Source organism: Paraburkholderia sp. 2C (assembly GCF_054589215.1).
Window position 1 is genome coordinate 620,853 of the sequence record NZ_BAAILL010000032.1, and the last position, 16,472, is coordinate 637,324.

The 16,472-nt window shown below is 60.1% G+C and carries 12 protein-coding genes and 2 pseudogenes; 9 read left to right on the top strand and 5 right to left on the bottom strand.

The window, feature by feature from the left end; translation table 11 throughout:
- Positions 1 to 164: 164 nt before the first annotated feature.
- On the bottom strand, positions 165 to 3,419 hold the full coding sequence (locus ACYPXD_RS11025) for an enterotoxin A family protein (RefSeq protein WP_459710763.1): 3,255 nt from the start codon (positions 3,417 to 3,419) through the stop codon (positions 165 to 167).
- Positions 3,420 to 3,954: 535 nt separating this feature from the next.
- Between ACYPXD_RS11025 and ACYPXD_RS11030 the strand changes: the two genes are divergently transcribed.
- Positions 3,955 to 4,413, top strand: a complete 459-nt coding sequence (locus ACYPXD_RS11030) for a MarR family winged helix-turn-helix transcriptional regulator (RefSeq protein WP_459710765.1) — start codon at positions 3,955 to 3,957, stop codon at positions 4,411 to 4,413.
- A 127-nt stretch (positions 4,414 to 4,540) separates the two neighbouring features.
- Here ACYPXD_RS11030 and ACYPXD_RS11035 read toward each other — a convergent pair whose 3' ends face one another.
- Complete coding sequence (locus ACYPXD_RS11035) at positions 4,541 to 5,110, bottom strand: helix-turn-helix domain-containing protein (protein ID WP_459711452.1); 570 nt, start codon at positions 5,108 to 5,110, stop codon at positions 4,541 to 4,543.
- 204 nt (positions 5,111 to 5,314) lie between these two features.
- On the opposite strand from ACYPXD_RS11035, the gene ACYPXD_RS11040 reads away from it, so the two are divergent.
- The 5 genes and pseudogenes from ACYPXD_RS11040 (at position 5,315) to ACYPXD_RS11060 (ending at position 11,734) form a co-directional block, all read left to right on the top strand.
- Complete coding sequence (locus tag ACYPXD_RS11040) at positions 5,315 to 6,688, top strand: LLM class flavin-dependent oxidoreductase (RefSeq protein ID WP_459710767.1); 1,374 nt, start codon at positions 5,315 to 5,317, stop codon at positions 6,686 to 6,688.
- A gap of 188 nt (positions 6,689 to 6,876) precedes the next feature.
- Complete coding sequence (locus ACYPXD_RS11045) at positions 6,877 to 8,433, top strand: methyl-accepting chemotaxis protein (protein WP_459710769.1); 1,557 nt, start codon at positions 6,877 to 6,879, stop codon at positions 8,431 to 8,433.
- Between the two features lie 270 nt (positions 8,434 to 8,703).
- Complete coding sequence (metG, locus tag ACYPXD_RS11050) at positions 8,704 to 10,236, top strand: methionine--tRNA ligase (protein WP_459710772.1); 1,533 nt, start codon at positions 8,704 to 8,706, stop codon at positions 10,234 to 10,236.
- A gap of 159 nt (positions 10,237 to 10,395) precedes the next feature.
- Positions 10,396 to 10,548, top strand: a pseudogene (locus ACYPXD_RS11055) (short-chain dehydrogenase/reductase); the annotation flags it as partial.
- A gap of 163 nt (positions 10,549 to 10,711) precedes the next feature.
- Positions 10,712 to 11,734 carry an LLM class flavin-dependent oxidoreductase gene (locus tag ACYPXD_RS11060; RefSeq protein WP_459710774.1) on the top strand — a complete coding sequence of 341 codons (1,023 nt, stop codon included), beginning with the start codon at positions 10,712 to 10,714 and terminating at the stop codon, positions 11,732 to 11,734.
- A 114-nt stretch (positions 11,735 to 11,848) separates the two neighbouring features.
- Here the strand turns inward: ACYPXD_RS11060 and lpxA are convergent, their stop codons facing one another.
- Entirely contained in the window at positions 11,849 to 12,640 is a 792-nt protein-coding gene (gene lpxA / locus ACYPXD_RS11065; RefSeq protein WP_459710775.1) for an acyl-ACP--UDP-N-acetylglucosamine O-acyltransferase, read from the bottom strand.
- Between the two features lie 17 nt (positions 12,641 to 12,657).
- Entirely contained in the window at positions 12,658 to 13,122 is a 465-nt protein-coding gene (gene fabZ / locus ACYPXD_RS11070; protein WP_459711454.1) for a 3-hydroxyacyl-ACP dehydratase FabZ, read from the bottom strand.
- Between the two features lie 599 nt (positions 13,123 to 13,721).
- Between fabZ and ACYPXD_RS11075 the strand changes: the two genes are divergently transcribed.
- On the top strand, positions 13,722 to 15,041 hold the full coding sequence (locus ACYPXD_RS11075; RefSeq protein ID WP_459710776.1) for a serine hydrolase domain-containing protein: 1,320 nt from the start codon (positions 13,722 to 13,724) through the stop codon (positions 15,039 to 15,041).
- 17 nt (positions 15,042 to 15,058) lie between these two features.
- Here the strand turns inward: ACYPXD_RS11075 and ACYPXD_RS11080 are convergent.
- A pseudogene (locus ACYPXD_RS11080) lies at positions 15,059 to 15,178 on the bottom strand (NIPSNAP family protein); the annotation flags it as partial.
- A gap of 426 nt (positions 15,179 to 15,604) precedes the next feature.
- Between ACYPXD_RS11080 and ACYPXD_RS11085 the strand changes: the two are divergent.
- Complete coding sequence (locus ACYPXD_RS11085) at positions 15,605 to 15,886, top strand: N-acetyltransferase family protein (RefSeq protein ID WP_459711457.1); 282 nt, start codon at positions 15,605 to 15,607, stop codon at positions 15,884 to 15,886.
- Between the two features lie 61 nt (positions 15,887 to 15,947).
- Entirely contained in the window at positions 15,948 to 16,463 is a 516-nt protein-coding gene (locus ACYPXD_RS11090; protein ID WP_459710778.1) for a GNAT family N-acetyltransferase, read from the top strand.
- Positions 16,464 to 16,472 lie beyond the last annotated feature (9 nt).

A 16,472-nucleotide genomic window follows, 5' to 3' on the forward strand; every position in this document is an offset into this window, starting at 1 on the left:
ACGATTCGGAGCCGCTTGCCAACCGGCATACGAGCGTCGAAACCGACAGAAATAGACAGGTCGCCCAGACGAAGCGTCCAACTGTCTGGATGCCGCGTCGGATGGTCTGTCAATCAGCACGACACGGTCAAGCCGCGCGCGAAGGGGCGCAGCAGATTCGCGACTCACATATGCCGGCCCAACGCGCTCAACTTCAAACTCAGCTGTTTGCGGCGCCGCTCGCGCTCGATGACGAGGCCCCATATATCGTCGCGCATCCGGTAGGTCGAAGCAGGCGCATCGAAGTGCGTATACACGGCATTGTTCAAGTCCGAATCGAGTCCTTCGCAGTGCCACGCGAGGCTTCCGCCCAATGTGAATACGTCCAGCTTGCCGGGCGTGTTCGACACGGCATAGAACCCGTCCCTGAAGAGCCATGCCGCATTGTTCGCATAGAGCCACGCCGCCGCGTCGCGAATACCGGCGGCATCGAACGTCTTCACGTACTCGCGGAACTCGCTGCTTGCGGCGCCTTGCGGCACGGTAGTGACGAAGTGCGTCGCCGAGCGCGGCAAAGCGCTATCCGGATCCCGATAGAATGCGTATTGCTGCGCCCTGCTGCCGATATAGTCGTCGGTGAACGTGTGCCGATTGACCTCTGGCGGAATAGCCAGCGTCCTGTCCTGCCTTATCAACTGCCAGTGGCTTCGCTCCCCTCTGTCGATACTGTCGACGAACGGCGTGTACGAGGACAATCCGGTCGTCAAATACTTTCCGTCCTCCCGGTGGATAAGCGTTTGCCCGACATAGTCGAATACTCCGTTGGCCGACTCCGGGTCGTCCGGCACATTACCGGCATACAGATTGCCGTCGCTGCCGACGCGCAGCACCTTCGCGTAGTCACCGACCACGTGAAAACGGCCGTCGTCGCCAACCGCAAAGTTATGCCGCGTTCCCCCGTGCGTAGAGGATCGCAAGTTCATCGAATTGACGTAGACGTTATCGCTTGCGTCGAGATAGATCTGTGTGACCGACCTGTCGGACTTGTCGTAGGCCTGAAGCCGAAGCGGGCCGCGGTAGTCCCTTCCGGCGTTCTGCTGGTCCTGCACGTCGCGCGCCTTCTGCCACGCCGCGTCGTAGAAAAACGCATGAGCGAGATCCGGGTTCTCCTTGAATTTTCGCGATCGATCGCCTGTCGTGTCCGCCGACACATATGACGCGAACGCGTCGTCCCGCCATGTAAAGTCGCTGATCGGCACGCGCGCCAGTTGCGGTTGAGCGCCCGCGGACGAGGTCCGGTCGTACACGTCCCAGCGATACGCGGAATTGCGCTCGTAATGGCCCGGAACACCGTGCCGCACGGGGCGCCACCCGCGGATCTGGCTGAAGTCGATCCAACCCATCGCGGCCAGTTCCTCGGTCCGCGGGACATGCGCGAAGCGGCCGAGCGTTGCATTGACATCGACCATGTTCGGTGTCGGCGCGATGTAGTAGATGTAGCCATCGCCCGGCAATCGGTCGAGTGCGGTCCGCTCGCGCCGGAACGTGCCCAGATAGCCGGCGCTGTCGATCAGTGTCTGGCTGCTCGCGACATCGTGATCGTGCAGACTGAGGTTGACCTCCCGGAGCGGCGTCTGTCCGGTATCGAAGCCGCCACGTTCCTGCAGGTCGATCGGGCTCACAACGGATGGCCGGAACACACCGTCAACGGGGACGCCCTCCGGATCGGCGCCGGTCTGGCGTTTCAATTCTTTGTATGCTTGCAGGACGGGCGGATCGAAGACGACAGGCGGCGTCGGCAACGTCGGGCGCGGCGTGGCATGCGGTGTGGTACCGCGATCGAGCATTTCGTGCTCCACACCACTGAGTGTGAGATTCGCGAGGCGCGTTGAGACAAGCGGCGCTCTGGACGTGTCCGCGCCCGCCAGCGCGACCGGGTTCGACAAGTCGACGTAGTAGTTCGTGTCGACGTGGTCGATCCCGCTGTGCCGCAGAAAGCCCACTTCGTACATGCCATGCAGCGCGGTGGCCAGTTCCGCGAAGTTCGCGTATCGGAATACACCGGCGTCGGGATCGTAGAGTTCATACTGACTCGTCCGCGAGTCGGACGACGAGCGCAACCTTTGCACAATCACGGTGTGCCCGTCGTCCGGCGACAGCCGGGGCACCGCGGCGCTTGCGGTATCCGACAGCGTATCGCGGAAACGCAGGTCGAGCACCGCGAATTCGGTGTGGTATCCGAATCGTTCGTCGTCGCCTATCTGCGGGTGGTCGAACGCATATTGGAGTTCGCCCACGAGCGCGCCTGCCGAGTGCAGGTTCATCACGCCTTCGTGCCTCAGGTAATTCGGCAACGCACCGACGAGCCCATGCTGATTCTGCCGTTGAAGTTCATCGATTTCCTGAAGCAACCAGGGTTTATGGACGCGGTCGCTGAGACGCTGCCGGATGTTCTCGGTCGCCTGCGTGAGGGTGGGCGACCTGCGTTGCGCGACCTCGGTCAACGCCTGCATCGCGAGGCCGCGACCGACGACGGGCGACAACGCTCTCGCCGAGGCGGCCGAGAGCGCCTGCTGGGACAGGTCGTTCCAGATGTCCGCGCTTTTCCGGTACGCGTCGCGCGTCTCCGATCTCCCGCGCGGAATCGACGGGATCGGATCGCGCAGCGGCACGGCGGGCGGCGCCATCGCCGGAATCGTGGCAGGCGGCCTGCGCGTGTAGTACTGGACACTATCGGGCCGCAGATGCAGCCCGGTCCCTTCGAACGCACTGTCGATGTAGTCGGTGAGGCAGTCTCGCATTGCGTTGCGGTTCGGATAGACAAACGCTCCGTTATTCGGATCGAAGATGACGTAGTTCTCGTCGGGCAAGCGCTGGAGTAACAAGGTATGGCCGCCCAGTTCGTTGTCTCCAGCGGATGCCCCGATCGCGCCGAGGCGGATATGCGCAATGGAGCCGACATCGAGCCGGCGCAACAGATCCTGGAACAATGTGCGCTGCGCGATATCGCGCGTGCTCGCGGGATCGATCTGAAGATGCGTCCCAACGGCGTAGCGACTCAACCCCAGCGTGCCCGCATTGCTCTGAAAGCGGTCAACGCGGGCGAGCAGATCGTTCGACACATCGCCGCGTCGTGTATTGACGTCTTTGAGCATCCCGCGTACTACGCCGGCAAGGTCCGGGTTCGCCGTCGAGTCCCGATCGAGGCGGCGCAAGCTTTCGCGCAGCCATCCCTCGCACGCACCGTGCCATGTGTCGGGTGGCAACGTCGGGTAGTCGGCCTGGTCGAACAGCAGGAAAGTCGATGCGCCGGCAGCCAGTGCTTCACCGCCACGACACTCGCGAAACGGAGAGGCGGTGCAGTCCAGTTTCGTCTGACCGCCGCCGCGCGCGACCCTTGTGCCCGATCCGGACTCGCTGACCGACGTGTGGCGAACCACGCGCGAAACCGGTTGGGACGCCCGCGCCGGCGCAGACGCAGGTCGGGACCGCGTTGCCCGGTGCGCGGCCGGCGGTGCCGCTGTGCGCGCAACGTTGGCCACCTGCGGCAGCGCGCCAGAGGGTAGCGGCGGTGCGCCGTCTTGTGAGGATGCGACAGGAAGCGGGCGAGCGAGCTGAGTTTGCATGGGCGGGACTCCTCGATTGACAGAAGCGTCTTCGTCGAGTCGATTGGAGCACGGCACACCGCCGCGATTGTAGTGATGCGTTATTGCTGCATAGAAGGCCGTCTTGTCCCGCGGATCCTGACGAGCCACCTATCGAATCCCCTCGCAAGCGCCCACTTCATCGGTCCGTTGAGAATTCAATACCTGCGTTGCCTCTCCTGGCCAATGGTTCGTCGGCCAAACACAAGACAATCTCAGGCGCGCAATTCGACATCAATTTTTGAGTATTCAATTCTGATCGGGCGTATGCGCATACAGGTACGATGCAGGGATACATGAGTATTCAACCGCCTCCTCGCCCGTATTCAACATGACAGACATCGACTACGCTCTGATAGGGGAGAGGACGTCGCAAACAGGACGTTGCAATGCCACAGCGTTGCGCAAAGCCATGCGCAACGTTTCATTGCACTACGACGCATACCTGGCGCCGTGCGGTCTTAAAGCAACCCAGGTGTCGATTCTCGTCGCCATCCAGCATGCAAGCTCGCCAACCATGGGGGAACTTGCCGACGAGCTCGTTCTGTGTAGAAGCGCGCTAACGCATAATCTCCGTCCGCTCGAAAGGGATGGAATGGTTTCGATAAAGCCCGATCCGAACAACAGGCGGGCGAGAATCGTGCGGCTGACATTGAAGGGTTTAAAAAAGCTGCAGGAGTCGATCGCGCACTGGCAGATCGCACAAGACCGGTTCGAGAGCGCGTTCGGCAAGAAAAAGGCAGCGGCGCTGCGCGCTGTTCTGGACGAAGTCCATCGCACCGATTTTTAAAGCCACCTGGCGGTGCGCATGAGTCAAGTGGCTGGTGCTGCTCGCACTGGCGGGTCCGGGGCATCCAGCTTGCGATCGCAGCGTCCCTCCATGCGTAAGTCGCGGAATAAACCGCGCCATTCCAGACTTATCGCTTAACCAGGCCGAGCACATAAACACACGTTTCATCGGTGGGGTTCACGAATGAACATTGCGCAGGCGGACCCAGTTGCAAGCAATCTCCCGCATCCAGCGTGTGCGTGACCTCGCCTTCCTCGAATACCAGCGTTCCCGACGTCACCCAGATCTGCTGATGCTGAAACGCAAACGCAGAAGGCGGATAAGAGATTCTCACATGCGCAGGCAGCTTGATCTCCACCAGTTCGAGCACTGAACCATTGAGCGGCGAGAGCACACGCCGCGTATAACCCGTTTCCGGATCCTGCCAGACCGGCTGCGAGGCAGTCCGGCTAACTCTCAGCCCCGCCTGTTCCGACAGCGCCAGCAAGGCTGAAAGCTGCAATCCAAAGGCGCCGGACAGCCGTCCGAGCACCGTGGCAGTCGGGCTTGCTTCGCCACGCTCGATCTTGCTGATCATTGCCTTGGATACGCCTGAGCGCTCCGCGAGTTCAGAAAGCGCCCATTTTCGTGCTTCGCGTTCAATCTTGATGCGCGTGGCGATGGCATCAGTCGGGTCACTCGTCACTCGGCCCCCCATGGTCGGATCAAGGTAGGAGCGACGCATTATAAACGTGCGCTATGCGGGACTCGTGCAACGACGCCGCGCGTCCCGGCAGGGAGCACAAGCTCAATCTAAATCGGTTCTATAGTAGTCGATCGTCTACTATAGTAAACAAAGCAACGGTGTTACAGCCCGAAGGATGGATCGCTCCGCGCCGATACCCCAGAACAGGATAGGACCATGCCGCAAGAAATCCGCCTCAACGCATTCGACATGAACTGTGTAGGTCACATCCAGCAGGGTCTCTGGGCGCATCCCCGAGATCAGTCCAAGCGGTATAACGAGCTTCAGTACTGGATGGACTACGCGAAAACGCTCGAAGCCGGATTGTTCGACGGACTGTTTCTGGCGGATGTCGTCGGCGTATACGACGTTTATGGCGGCAATGCCGATGCCGCTCTTCGCGGCGCGGTTCAGGTACCGACGAACGACCCGCTGATGATCGTCCCCGCGATGGCCGCCGTGACGAAGCATCTCGGCTTCGGCGTCACGTGCAACCTCACCTACGAGCAGCCGTTCCTGTTCGCGCGTCGCATGTCGACGCTGGATCACCTGACCGGCGGGCGTATCGGCTGGAACATCGTCACCGGTTATCTGGACAGCGCAGCGCGGGCGATCGGCATTGATCATCAGTTGGCGCATAAAGACCGCTACGACCTCGCGGACGAATACATGACGCTCGTCTATCAGCTTTGGGAAGGAAGCTGGGCGGACGACGCAGTGCTGAACGACCGCGAAAATCGTGTGTATGCGTCGCCGTCGCGCGTGCGCACGATTCATCATCAGGGTGCGCAATACAAGGTCGATGCGATGCACCTCTGCGCGCCCTCGCCCCAGCGCACCCCGGTTCTCTATCAGGCCGGATCTTCGACGCGCGGCAGGCGGTTCGCCGCGACCCACGCCGAGTGCGTATTCGTGAATGGACAGAAAAAAGAAGGCGTCAGGGAAATTGTCGACGACATCCGGCAGAAGGCCATCGAGTACGGCCGCAGTGCGAAAGAGGTGAGCATTTTCATGGGTGCGTCGCTCGTGATCGGTCGCACCGACAAAGAAGCACGCGACAAACTCGAGGACTACCGGCGCTACGTGAGCTCGGAGGCGGCGCTTGCGCATGCAGCCGCCTCGCTGGGCATCGATTTCTCGCGATACGACATCGACGAACCCATCGACACGCGGAAAAGCCAGGCGATCCTGTCGAACGTCGAAGCGATGACGCGTTCCGCCGGTCCTCAGTGGACGCGCCGCAAGCTGCTCGAACAGATGGTGCTCGGCAGCAGGCAACCGCCTTGGGTCGGTTCCGCGGAGAGCATCGCCGACCTGATGATGGAGTGGGCAGAAGAAACCGGATTGAGCGGCTTCAATCTGTCGCGCACCGTGGTGCCTGAATGTTTCGACGACGTGGTTGATCTGCTGATTCCGATCCTGCAGGAGTGTGGCGCGTACAAGACCGCTTACCGCGAAGGCACCTATCGCGAGAAGCTCTTCGGCCACGCACGGCTGCCCGACTCGCATCCGGCTGCCCGATATCGCGGCGGATTCGAGGCTCACGCCTGATATCAACATGCATCACTCGCCCGCAACCGCGTCAAGTGTCCGAATATCTGGGTAACGCGCACGAATCTGGAGTTCGCCAATACCTCGGGCTATGATCCGGCGTTCACGATGGAGAAGTACGCGCCGGCGAATGTCGAGTGACTCGCGACGCCGCATCGTCGAACAAAAAATCAAACGGGGAGACTTACATGTTACGGCACATCAGCATTCGAGCGAGCATTACGCTCGTGATCGCAGTGTTCTTCGCGATTCTGGCGCTGGCAAGCGCGGCCGGCGTCGGCGCACTGAAGCAGAGCAACGATGCGCTGCGCGAAATGTACGAGAACGACACGAGCGCCCTCGTCAGTTTGAAGTCGAGCGACGAGTTGCTTCAGCATGCACGCGTATCGCTCGACAGTTACATGGCCTTATATGGTGTAGGCGATCCCGAGCCGGAGTTGCTTGCCGCCGCACGTAACGACCTGGCCGAGTCCGACCGCGCGTTCGGCAATTACCTGGTGCTTCAATCGCAGAATCGCGAGTCGGCGGAAGCGGCGACGGAGCTGAAACAGAAACGCATGCTTTTTATCAAGGACGCGGTGATTCCGTCGCTCGATGCGTTAAACGAAATGAATTTCAGCGGCTTCAAAGATTTGCAAGGGAAGAAAACACAAGCCCTGGCGAATGCCTATCAGACTGCAATGACCGCGCGCGCGAACGCGGTGATCGACAGGCAGAAATCGCGCTATGCCGATGCACAGGCGCGCTTCAAATTCATGGTTGCGGCGCTAGGCGGCGTATCGGCGCTCGCGCTCGTCATTGGCCTTCTCGCTCGCGCGATGCTGGTCGGAGTTGTCGCACGCCCCGTCGCGCAGCTGATGACGCATCTGCAGCGCATCGCTTCGGGCGACCTTCGCGCTGAGGTCGTGATCGAGCGCCGCAACGAGATGGGCGCGCTGCTTGCCGATCTGAAGTCCATGCAGGATGCGCTCGCCGACACGGTGCGAAGCGTGCGGGCAAGCACCGAATCGATCAACGGCGGCGCGCAGGAAATCGCAACCGGCAGCGCCGATCTATCGCAACGCACCGAACAGCAGGCAATCTCGCTCGAGCGTACCGCCGCGAGCATGGAGCAGTTGACTTCGACCGTGAAGCGCAATGCGGACAATGCTGATCAGGCGAACCGGCAGGCATCGCACGCATCGGAGACGGCGGCCCTGGGAGGGCAGGTCGTGAACGACGTGGTGAGGACCATGCAGGGCATTTCGGCGCATTCGTCGAAGATCGCGGAGATCGTCGGCCTGATCGACAGCATCGCATTCCAGACCAACATCCTCGCCTTGAATGCCGCGGTCGAGGCTGCACGAGCAGGTGAGCTGGGGCGAGGTTTTGCCGTTGTGGCAAGCGAAGTCCGCAGTCTGGCTCAGCGCAGCGCCAGCGCGGCGAAGGAAATCAAACAGCTGATCGTCGACACCGTCGATAAAATTTCAGAAGGTTCATCGCTAGCCGACCAGGCGGGCCGCACAATGACCGACATTGTGTCTTCCGTGAAGATGGTCAGCGACTACATGACCGAGATCTTTACTGCGGCTCAGGAGCAAAGCGCAGGCATCGAGGACATCAACCGCGCGGTGATGCAGATGGACTCGACCACCCAGCAGAATGCCGCACTCGTCGAACAATCGACCGCGGCGGCCCGTTCGCTCGAAGAACAGGCCGTCGTACTGCGCAACGCGGTGGCGGTGTTCAAGCTGGAATCGGCTTAGCGCTGGCTGGGGAATGTGGGCAGTCATGGCGGAAGGGCTCGGGCGTATGCCGTTCTGCTGGACAGGCGTTACATTAGCTGGCAGGATTTGTCATGTGCGGACAAGTCCGCCGATTTATCTTCGACTCACCTCAATGAAAAGCCACGTTACCCAAGCCCCCGTTCACTCGATGCGTATGTTCCTGGAAGGTTACTCCCCCGGGCGCTAAGGGCTTTTTTATTTCTAGAAAAGGGACGCCGCGGGCGTCCCTTTTTGTTTTCGGGAGCGGCAATGACGTACCGATACCTCACCACGCCGATTTACTACGTCAACGATCGGCCCCATCTGGGCCATGCCTATGCCAGTGTCCATGCCGATATCATGGCCCGCTACCTGCGAGTGGTGGGGCACCAGACGATATTGCTTACAGGCGCGGATGAGCACGGCGAGAAAATTGCCAAAGCGGCTATGCAGTCCAATGAGGCGCCGCGAGCATTCGCAGATCGACACGCGCAAACCTTTGTGGAAGCGTGGCGCCGCCTGTCGGTCGAGCCGGATAAGTTCGTTCGCACGACCGCGCCCGAGCACGCCAAGGTTGTGTCCGAGTGTCTGAGCCGTCTCTTCGATACCGGGCAGATCTATCTGGCGGACTACGAAGGGCTGTACTCGGTCGGCCAGGAGCGCTTCGTCACCGAAAAGGAACTGGTGGACGGCAAGCTTCCCGAAGACAAGGAACCGCCCGTGTTGCGGCGTGAACCGAACTACTTCTTCCGTATGGAGGCACACCGTGACTGGATGCGTCAGTTGTTACGGGACTCGCCTGATCTGATCCAGCCGGTGCAATACCGCAACGAAATAGTGAAGCTGCTGGAAGAGCCGATAGGCGATCTGAGTATCTCACGTCCCGTGAATCGCCTCGAGTGGGGCATCCCCATTCCCTGGGATGCCGAACACGTTACCTATGTCTGGTTCGATGCGCTTCTGAGCTATGTTTCGCCGCTTGGCTATCCCGACGATCCTGCCTTTCGTGACTACTGGCCTTCCGTGCGCCACGTGATCGGTAAGGACATCCTTCGCACGCACACGCTCTTCTGGCTAAGCATGACACACGCGCTCGGTATCGCGCCGTATCAGCGTTTGCATGTATCCGGGCATCTGCTCGGCTCCGATGGTCGCAAGATGAGCAAGTCGCTCGGAAATGGCGTCGATCCGCTAGAGGCTGCGGATACCTACGGCGTGGATGCACTGCGCTATACGCTGATCCGCGAGGTCAGCTTCGGTTTCGACGGGATTATCAGCAACGCGGTGATCGAACAGCGGCTGAATCGTGATCTCGCAGACGATCTGGGCAACCTGGCCGCCCGCACGCTGGCGATGACGAAGAAATATCGCGACGGCTTTGTCCCTGTGCCCCGCGCCTATGAGGCGCGCGAAGAATCAATCATCGCTCGCGCGAGCCAGTTGCCGGCTATCGTTCTGACACTGGTCGAGGAGATGAAACTGGGCCGAGCGGCGGAACAGGTGATGGATTTCGTCAAACACCTCAACGGCTACGTTGCGAGCAGCGCACCATGGGCGCTCGCGAAAGACTCCGACGCGTCCGACCGGCTGGATACGGTTCTCTATACGCTGCTCGAGGCGCTCTACAGTGTCAGCAACCTGCTGCACCCCGTGATGCCAGGCAAGATGCTTGAGTTGCAAGACTTGCTTGGCGCTTCGGTCGGTCCCCGCTGGAATTTGCGTTGGGGCGATGGCGTAAAACCCGGGAGCCCCGTTAAGGAGGGCATTCTCTTTCCAAAGCGATCAAGCGGAGGCGATGCATAGGATCGCGCGCGAGGTGTCTTGCGGCAAGGGGTGAAAACCCGCTCCGCAAGGGGTATTCGCATTCTGTCTCATACGTCGCCTCTCCGGTCAAAACCACTTGCGTCGATCCTTGTCGCTACACCAAAATTGTCGACCAGAATGCTGGCAACGGCGCTCGTCGCGCTCGTCGTGCTCGTCGATGAGGCAACGCCGCCGTTGCGTCTACCGCCTGGCACCGACACGCTGAAGGCGACCGCGGAAAAGAACCTGTACGTAAGGGCGGAAACGCGGAAGGGGGAGTCGCTGTCGCGATCCACCGGCTTTCCGGTGTGAATACCCCCAGCGAAGAGCAGGAGCATCGAGCCTGGCCGATCGGCGCCGCCCGACGGTCATGCTCGAAAAGAGTGGGACTTCGTCAGCGTGACTTTGGCGAATCGCGATATGCTTGCCTGAGTACGCCCCTATCTCGAATGGAACGCGTTCGCGCGACGTTTGAATGAAAAAGATCGGTTTTCTCTCGTTCGGCCACTGGGCCAATTCCCCGCATTCGCAAGCACGGTCAGCATCCGATGTGCTTTTGCAATCCATCGAGCTGGCAGTTGCCGCCGAAGCGCTCGGCGCGGACGGCGCCTTTTTTCGCGTTCATCATTTCGCCCGGCAACTCGCATCGCCCTTCCCGCTTCTAGCTGCCGTCGGGGCTAAAACCAGCAGGATTGAAATCGGCACCGCCGTCATCGACATGCGCTACGAAAACCCGCTCTACATGGCGGAGGATGCCGGCGCTGCAGACCTGATCGCGGGCGGGCGGCTGCAGCTTGGCATCAGTCGGGGTTCCGGCGAACAGGTGACCGACGGCTGGCGATACTTCGGTTATGCGCCTGGCGAAGGCGAAACGCACGTCGATCTGGCGCGGCGCCACACTGAGGTGTTTTACGAGGTGCTGCGCGGCGAGGGCTTTGCTCAGCCGAATCCGAGACCGATGTTCGCGAATCCGCCAGGCCTGCTTCGGGTCGAGCCTTACTCCGCGGGTCTTCGTGACCGGATCTGGTGGGGCTCGGGCTCCGATGCGACTGCGGTTTGGGCGGCCAAAATGGGCATGAACCTTCAGTGTTCGACGTTGAAGAACGACGAGTCAGGTCGCCCGCTTCACGTTCAGCAGGCGGAGCAGATTCGGGCTTATCTCCGCGCATGGAAAGAAGCCGGACATGATCGCGAACCGCGCGTGTCGGTAAGCCGAAGTATTTTTCCGCTTATGAACGATCATGACCGAATGTATTTCGGACGCGACAGACAGAGCGACGATACCGTCGGTGTGCTCGAAGACAATGTCCGGACGATTTTTGGGCGCAATTACGCGGCAGAGCCCGATGTCCTCGTCGAGCAACTTGCAAAGGACGAGGCCATTGCGGAGGCCGATACTTTACTTCTGACCGTGCCGAATCAATTGGGCGTGGAGTACTGCGCTCACGTTATAGGATCGTTGCTGACCCACGTCGCTCCTGCGCTTGGCTGGCGTTAGGAGGTGAATGGCATCGCTGGCGCCCGAGGAACCGAAGCTGGCCGGCCAATGCTGCTCCTGGGGGCGTCATGCCGGCGAACCACGCTTTGCCCGAATCCGGATAGCCCGGATTTGTCAGCGGAGGATGCCGCGCTGCGACCCTTCGACGAAGGCGAGTAGCGTCTGCACCGGCGTGTCGCCATCACCACCCTTCGAACCGAGTTCTTTCAACTGCACCTTCGCTTCTTCGAGCGACAGGCCATTGTTGTATAGCACGCTATACGCGGTGCGCAGCACCGAGATCGAATCCGCCGAGAAGCCATGGCGGCGCAGCCCTTCGACGTTGATGCCGTGTGGCTCGACAAGCCGGTTTCCCGCGGCGATCACGTAAGGCGGCACGTCCTGCCCAAGCGCCGTCGAGGCGCCAAGCACGGCATGCGTACCGATGCGCACGAACTGATGTACGCCCGACATGGCGCCGAGGATCGCGTAGTCGCCAATCGTCACATGGCCGGCCATCTGCGCGTTGCTCGACAGGATCACGTGGCTGCCGACGTGGCAGTCATGTCCGATGTGCACATAGGCCATCACCCAGTTGTCGTCGCCGATCGTCGTGACGCCCGCGTCCTGCACCGTGCCGGTGTGGATTGTCGTGAACTCGCGGATCGTGTTGCGGTTGCCGATCGCAAGCTTCGTCGGCTCGTCCCGGTACTTCATGTCCTGCGGACGATCGCCGATCGATGCGTAATGGCCGATATGGTTGTCTTCGCCGATCGTAGTGTGGCCCTCGAGCACGCTGTGCGAGCCGACCGTGCTGCGCGCGCCGATCGTCACATGTGCCCCGATCACGGAATAGGGCCCGACTTCGACAGATTCATCGAGCTGCGCGCCCGCTTCGATAATCGCAGTGGGATGGATCCTGCTCATGCGTCCTCGCTTCTCGTTTACCTGTCGTTGTCTAAGTGGCGCTCAGCGCACATCAGATCAGCCTCCGCCGCGACGACGCCATCCACTTCGGCTCGCGCCGTGAACTTCGAGATGCCATGCAGGTGACGCTTGAACGTGCAGTGCAGGATTAGCTGATCGCCCGGCTGCACTACGCGCTTGAATCGTGCATTGTCGATGCCGGCGAACAGGTAAAGCGTGTTCGGCGGATCACCGGGATTTTCCGATAGCGTTAGGAGCGCCGCCGTCTGCGCGAGGGCTTCGAGGATCAGCACGCCTGGCATCACCGGCCGCGTCGGAAAATGTCCCTGAACGTACGATTCATTGATCGATACGTTCTTCAACGCTTTAATGGTCCTGTGCGGTTCGATTTCGAGCACGCGGTCGACCAGCAGGATTGGATAACGATGCGGTAGAAGGGCGAGAATCTTATGAATGTCGAGGTTGATCTTTTCGGTACTCATGGTGTTTATGCTCACGCATTGCTTTATCCCTTTAAGCGCAAAAAAACACGAAGAGACGATAAGCCGCCGCGGCAAGGGCGGAATGTGACTATCTGTGTCGACTATCCCTTCGATCTGCAATAACACTGATCAGCCAGGAAATATTCCGGCGTGAGAATGAGCGCCCACCAGTATTCCGACTGGAGAGGCAAAGCAAGAGAAGCGCCCTTGGGTCATGCTTCTCGACGCTATGAGCAGCATCTCTGGGCCGGGTGTCATCGTTAAGGCGAGACACGCCGTAGAGAAGAGTCCGAGGGTGGCAACGCTAACCATAAGAAGTCCCCTTTTGTGTGGTACAAAAGGGATCTCAGTTTAATGAGCGGGCTTTATGTGGCCAATTTCGGATGACTGCCCATGATGCAATTTGAGTTTCGACATTCGCGCCAACGCGTAGACTCGCCATGCCCCCAGACACTCGCCTTCCATCAAGCTCAGACACTCCAGCTGAATCGCCCTCTCCTGTCGACGGCATATGGCTGGGCCAACTTGCTGCCGACGAGCGTGTACTTCGCATTCAACTCATCGTCAAAACGGATGAGTCCGGGCGTCACGTCGTTTCCTTGAACAGCATTGATCAACGAGGGGGCGATCTGGCGTGCGAGAACATATCGTTTAGCGACGGCCATTTCGCTTTCGAAGTGCCTTCAATCCAGGGCCGTTGGGTGGGCACGCTATCCGCGGACGGTAACCGGCTGATCGGACAATGGACTCAACTTGCCGACTGCCCTCTCAACTTCGATCGGCAGACGCAGATCACGCGCGCGACACCGCCTCCCCCGCCGCGCATGTTGTCGGCATTGCCACCTGTTCCGGTGGCAGAGCTCGGTGCACTGCTTGCGCGAGACTTTGAGGCGATCGTGACGAATGGCTGGCTCTCGCCAGGCAGCGCCGGCGGTGTGGTGATCGGCGTTGTGCAGGACGACGAGCGGTCGGTTGTCTCGTTTGGCGCCGCAAATGCCCCGTCGATCTTTGAAATCGGTTCGGTATCCAAGACATTCACGGGCCTGCTGCTCGCGCAAATGGTTGCGCAAGGGAAAGCACATCTGGATGAACCGGTAAGAGAACTCTTGCCGCGCGGGATCGTAAAAGAGCGGGCGCCAAGGGAAATTACGCTGCTTGACCTTTCGACGCACCATTCCGGGTTGCCGCGCCTACCCACCAACATGCAACCCACTAACTTCGACGATCCCTACGCAGATTTCGATGCCGACAAGTTGCTCGAATTTTTCGCGGCCTATGGAACGGGCAAGCCCAAAAAGCGGGAATGCAGCTATAGCAATCTTGGCGTGGGCCTGCTCGGCTACGCACTCGCGAACCGGGCTGGCAAACCATTCGATGCGCTGCTCTGCGAGCAGGTGCTCGATCCGTTAGGCATGAACGACACCGCCATCGCACTGACTGCTGAACAGCAAAAGCGCTTTATTCAAGGTCATAAGGCGAATGGCAAGCCCGCGCAGCCTTGGAACCTCAACGTACTGGCAGGGGCGGGCGGACTGCGCGCGTCTGCGGCCGACGTGCTTCGTTATCTTGAGGCATTTTGCAATCCGGCTAGCGTACGCGACGCAGCGGGCCCGGGTGGACGCACGTTGAGCCAAGCGCTCGAGGAAGCGCAAAAGCGTCGTATAGGAGTCAGTGCCGGCATGACGATGTGTCTTGGCTGGTTCTATCAGCCTGGGGACGAGACCCACTGGCACACAGGAGGCACGGGCGGCTTTACAAGCTATGCGGCGTTCAACCGCTCGAGCGGACGCGCGATTGTCGTGCTGGTAAATACCGCGGGCAACGATACGGGATCGCCCGCAGCGGTGATTGGACGTTATATCGGTGAGCGGTTGGATGGTAGGAAAGCGATATGGCCTGGGACGGCGATGCATGCTTGAGGGGTGAAGGCGTCGAACTATCCGAAGACCGAACGGAAGAAGTTGCGGTCATAGCGAATAACACAACAGGTCTGTTCCGCATATTTGAATGCCGCGATGCATTCTGCATCGTCCTTGGACAGAGTGCGATAGGTCTCGCGAGGCATTGGTCATACGGCGACAAGTATTGGGCAGTCGTGGAGCAGCAAGCTAACGCGCTGTATGGTCCGATTGAAGATATGGAAAATACCGGCGTGCATTCGAAAATCCAAGGCTGTCAAAAACGGAAGCACCTTGCCATGCAGGATATCGTTGCCGTCGTGCCCGCGGATTTCAGGCGTTGGACTGAACATCTCGATCGCCTGTTCGCCGAGTCCGGCCGCGAAGGGCTACCGCTATTCTCGCCATACGAGCAGGTGCCAAACGCCTCGTCGCCCGAACGACAAAGCCGGTTCGAAAGCAGCCTTGTCATGCCAGTCCGGAAGCCGGGCTGGATGCGCGCATGGTCCGTGCATGATCCGAGCCAGCGAATAGTCTGCCATCTTGATCTGTCCGGGTCGAACATTCCCGCCGAAGCCCATAGGATGACGCTCGGTATTGGATGCGAGGCAGCGTTTCGACGCCAGGGAATCGGAGCCATGTTGATGCGTTTCGCCATCGATTTCGCACTGGAAAACGGCATCGAATGGATCGACCTCTTCGTATTCGGCGACAACGCGGCGGCCATCGCCTTGTACAAGCGATTCGGCTTTTCCGAATCAGGCCGCAGGCCCGATCGTTTCCGGCTCATGGGTCGCGTGGTGGACGACGTGATGATGACCTTGCACGTACCGCTGGCTGCCGAACCAGCCCGGAGCCGCGCGTAAAGGCGGGCCGGTACGGGTCGCGATTCTGGTAGCGAAAAATTTCAGCCTTCCACCATAAACCATGAGCTTGATTCAACTCAATCGCGTAGTTCGCGATGACGCCGCCGATCTGATCCCGGCTAATCGCCACAGTCAGGCCCATCACCTTCCGTGGGTCACCTCATTCACGGATCAGGCGGGTTTTGATGCCTGGTTTATGCGCTGCCTCACGGGCCCGAACGTTGGTCTTGTTGCGCGAGTGCGGGCGACGGGCGAAGTCGTCGGCGTCGTCAACATCAATGAGATCGTGGCCGGAGCATTTCACAGCGCTTATCTCGGGTACTACGGAATGGCTAGATTCAGCCGGAAAGGGCTGATGACCGAAGCAGTGGGAAGCGCAGTCACCTACGCGTTTGGTGCGTTGGGATTGCATCGGCTCGAAGCAAACATCCAGCCGACCAACCACGCGTCAATAGCGTTGGCGCGCCGATTAGGATTTCAGAAGGAAGGCTTCTCACCGCGCTATTTGCGCATCAATGGCGAATGGCAAGATCACGAGCGATGGGCGTTGCTTACCGACATGCTCAAGACCGACTAATACGTGTAG

Bases quoted from the DNA above. Each gene is read 5' to 3' on its own strand.
- ACYPXD_RS11030 (WP_459710765.1), top strand. From the start codon at position 3,955: ATGACAGACATCGACTACGCTCTGATAGGGGAGAGGACGTCGCAAACA.
- ACYPXD_RS11035 (WP_459711452.1), bottom strand. From the start codon at position 5,110: ATGGGGGGCCGAGTGACGAGTGACCCGACTGATGCCATCGCCACGCGC.
- ACYPXD_RS11040 (WP_459710767.1), top strand. From the start codon at position 5,315: ATGCCGCAAGAAATCCGCCTCAACGCATTCGACATGAACTGTGTAGGT.
- ACYPXD_RS11045 (WP_459710769.1), top strand. From the start codon at position 6,877: ATGTTACGGCACATCAGCATTCGAGCGAGCATTACGCTCGTGATCGCA.
- metG (WP_459710772.1), top strand. From the start codon at position 8,704: ATGACGTACCGATACCTCACCACGCCGATTTACTACGTCAACGATCGG.
- ACYPXD_RS11060 (WP_459710774.1), top strand. From the start codon at position 10,712: ATGAAAAAGATCGGTTTTCTCTCGTTCGGCCACTGGGCCAATTCCCCG.
- lpxA (WP_459710775.1), bottom strand. From the start codon at position 12,640: ATGAGCAGGATCCATCCCACTGCGATTATCGAAGCGGGCGCGCAGCTC.
- fabZ (WP_459711454.1), bottom strand. From the start codon at position 13,122: ATGAGTACCGAAAAGATCAACCTCGACATTCATAAGATTCTCGCCCTT.
- ACYPXD_RS11085 (WP_459711457.1), top strand. From the start codon at position 15,605: ATGACGCTCGGTATTGGATGCGAGGCAGCGTTTCGACGCCAGGGAATC.
- ACYPXD_RS11090 (WP_459710778.1), top strand. From the start codon at position 15,948: ATGAGCTTGATTCAACTCAATCGCGTAGTTCGCGATGACGCCGCCGAT.